The sequence below is a fragment of the Streptomyces sp. SID3212 genome, assembly GCF_009865405.1.
Taxonomy (GTDB): Bacteria; Actinomycetota; Actinomycetes; order Streptomycetales; family Streptomycetaceae; genus Streptomyces.
On sequence record NZ_WWJY01001022.1, the window covers coordinates 1 to 2,833 of the forward strand.

Consider the following 2,833-nt stretch of genomic DNA (forward strand, 5'->3'; position numbering starts at 1 on the left):
CCTGGTGGCTCCCCCTCGGCGCGGAGGCGGGCGGCCCCGCCGGGCCCGCGCTGCGCCTGGCGGTCGCGTACGGGCTGGGCGCCAGGCACCCGGGCGACCGGCTGGCGGCCGTGGACGCGCTGCTCGTCCTGGCGGCCCAAGGGGAGTTGGACGGACCCCAACTGGGCCGCGACATGGCGATGCTGACGATATCGGGTACGGTCAAGCTGAACCGTCTGGCCGACTCGGCGCGAACCGCCGCCGCCACCGGTGCGTACCGGACAGTGTGGTCCGTGCTCGGCGCGGCTCTGTCCGACCTGTTGGCCGACACCTCACGTCCTGGGCTCGGGGACCTGCTCTCCGTGGCCGCCGAGTGCGCGGAGCGCGGTGCCGTGGCCGGTGCCGTGCCTGGTACGACGGGGAGTACCGGCACGGGGGCGGATCCGGGCATACGGGGTCTGGCAGAGGTCGCCGCCCGGGGTGGTTCGTCACGGCTGACGGCGCAGGCGGCGCGGCTGCTGAACGCTTTGCGTCAGTGAAGCGACCGGTCCCGGCCAAAATTGACTAAAGATAGTCCAAAAGGGAACAGATCCATCCTTAACCCATCAGTCACAAACCGTTCGTGATCACGCAACACCGTTCGGCCACAGTGAGGCCATGACCGATGTGACTTCCGCGAAGAGTGCCCGCCGCCCCCACCACTGGCGACGGGATTTGGTCGAGCTGGCCGCCCTGTTCACCGCGGTGGCCGTGGCCGACGCCGTGGCCAACTCGATCGCGCACGGACCGGACGGCGCTTCCCTGCTGATCGCCTCGGCGGTCGTCCTGATCGCCACGGCGACGTTCCACACGTGGTGGGCACGCAAGCACAGCCACGCACCCCCGGAGGTGGTCACCGGCGCGGAGGCGGCCGAGGTGGCCGCCCCGGCGGCGGACTTCGGCGTGCCGGCCGAGACGGTGCTCTGGCGGATGCGGACCACCGTCCGGGACGAGCCGGGCAGCCTGGCCGCCCTGTGCGTCGCGTTCGCGACGCGGCGCGTGGACATCCTCACCCTCCAGACCCACCCGCTCTCCGAGGGGACGGTGGACGAGTTCCTGCTGCGGGCCCCCGCCACGCTCCAGGCGAGGGACCTCACCCGAGAGGTCGCGGCTGCCGGGGGCAGCGGCACCTGGATCGAGCGCGCGGACGCGCACGACCTCGTGGACACCCCGACCCGGGTGCTCGGCCTCGCCACCCGTACGGCCCTGGACTCGGCCGAACTGCCGCTGGCACTGCGCCAGTTGCTGGGCCGCTGCACGATCCACTCCCGGCCGGCCGAATCGGCCGGCGGACGGCGGACCGGGGAGGGCGCACCGGTCGAGGGCGCGCTCGACGAGACGTCCATGGTGCTGCGCGACCCGAGCGGCGGGTCCATCACGGTCGAGCGGCCGTATCTGCCGTTCACCCCGACGGAGTTCGCGCGGGCCCGCGCCCTGGTCGAACTCGACGCCCGGCTCGGTCCGCGCATGCCCGAGGGCCACGACGTCCTCACGCTCCCCGAGGGCGAGGAGATCACGGTACGGCGCGCCGACCAGGACGACCTCGAAGCCGCCCTGGCGATGCACGCCCGCTGCTCTGCCCGTACGCTCGGCCTGCGGTACCACGGCCCGGCGGCCGACGCGGACCGCTATCTGGACCACCTGCTCAGCCCGCGTTTCGGGCGCACCCTCGCGGTCGAGACCTCCTCGGGAAACCTGGTCGCCCTCGGCCACCTCCTCTGGGACGGCGACGAGACGGAGGTCGCGCTGATCGTCGAGGACGCCTGGCAGCGGCGCGGCATCGGCGCCGAACTGCTGGCCCGGCTGGTCGAGTTGGCCACGGAGGCGCGCAGCGGGACCGTATACGCCGTCACCCAGTCGTCCCACACCGCGATGGTCGCGGCGATGCGGAGCCTCGGACTGCCGCTCGACTACCAGATCGAGGAGGGCACGCTGGTCATCACGGCCCGCCTGGAGCCGAAGGCGGCCCGTCCGCTTCCGCCGCACGGGGATTCCGGCCTGTTCGAACAGGACCGCTCCGAGCGTCGTCCCTAGGGGGTCCGGTCAGGCGGCGGCAGGCCCTTCTCGGCCACTTTTCGGCCACGGCGCGGTGGCCGATCCGTACAGCGGTCGTCCCGCGACGACAGGGCGCGGGTCCAGCGCGCTCGCGCGTACGGACCGGCTCGCGCGTACGGACAGGACGGCAGAACCAGGCCCCCCTCCCGGCCACGATCCGGCCGAACCGGGCCGTGGGCCGGAGGCCCAGGTCGGGCGGCACCGCAGAGGGGACCACGGGCCGCCGGTGCCGGTCCCGCCGACCGTCCCCCGTCGGCCACCGCCGCCAACGGGGACGGAACCCTGACGTGACGGATGTGGCCGACTCGGGGAGGATGTCGGCATGTCAGACACAGCAGGCAGCGTGCTGCCCCGTCAGGTCGCCGACGCCTACGTCGACGAGCTCATCGCACTCGACCCGATCACCGGCACCTATCTGGGCGTCGCGGAGAGTTCCCGTCGTCTCCCCGACTTCTCCCCGGCCGGACAGCAGGCGCTCGCCGATCTGGCGCGCACGACCCTCGCCCGGCTCGACGCGGCCGAGCGGTCCCCGGGTGCGGACAGCGAGGCCGAGCGGCGCTGCGGGCGCCTGCTGCGCGAGCGTCTCACGGCCGAACTCGCCGTCCACGAAGCCCAGGAGGGGCTGCGCGCGGTCAGCAACATCCACTCGCCCGCCCACTCCGTCCGCGGCGTCTTCACCGTCACGCCGACCGCGACGGACGAGGACTGGGCGGCGGTCGCCGACCGGCTGCGCGCCGTGCCCGACGCGCTGGAGGGCTAC

The 2,833-nt window shown here is 73.5% G+C and carries 2 protein-coding genes and 1 pseudogene; all 3 read left to right on the forward strand.

Annotated elements, in window-relative coordinates; genetic code table 11:
- Positions 1–518: pseudogene (locus GT042_RS30385) on the forward strand (hypothetical protein); the annotation flags it as partial.
- 118 nt (positions 519–636) lie between these two features.
- Positions 637–2,052, forward strand: coding sequence for a GNAT family N-acetyltransferase (locus GT042_RS30390; RefSeq protein ID WP_161311908.1), 1,416 nt, complete (start codon positions 637–639; stop codon positions 2,050–2,052).
- A 343-nt stretch (positions 2,053–2,395) separates the two neighbouring features.
- Positions 2,396–2,833, forward strand: a 438-nt coding sequence (locus GT042_RS30395; RefSeq protein WP_161311909.1) for a DUF885 family protein, incomplete at its 3' end; no start/stop codon positions are given.

Excerpts from the sequence above, each read along its gene's own strand:
- GT042_RS30390 (WP_161311908.1), top strand. The coding sequence starts at position 637 with ATGACCGATGTGACTTCCGCGAAGAGTGCCCGCCGCCCCCACCACTGG.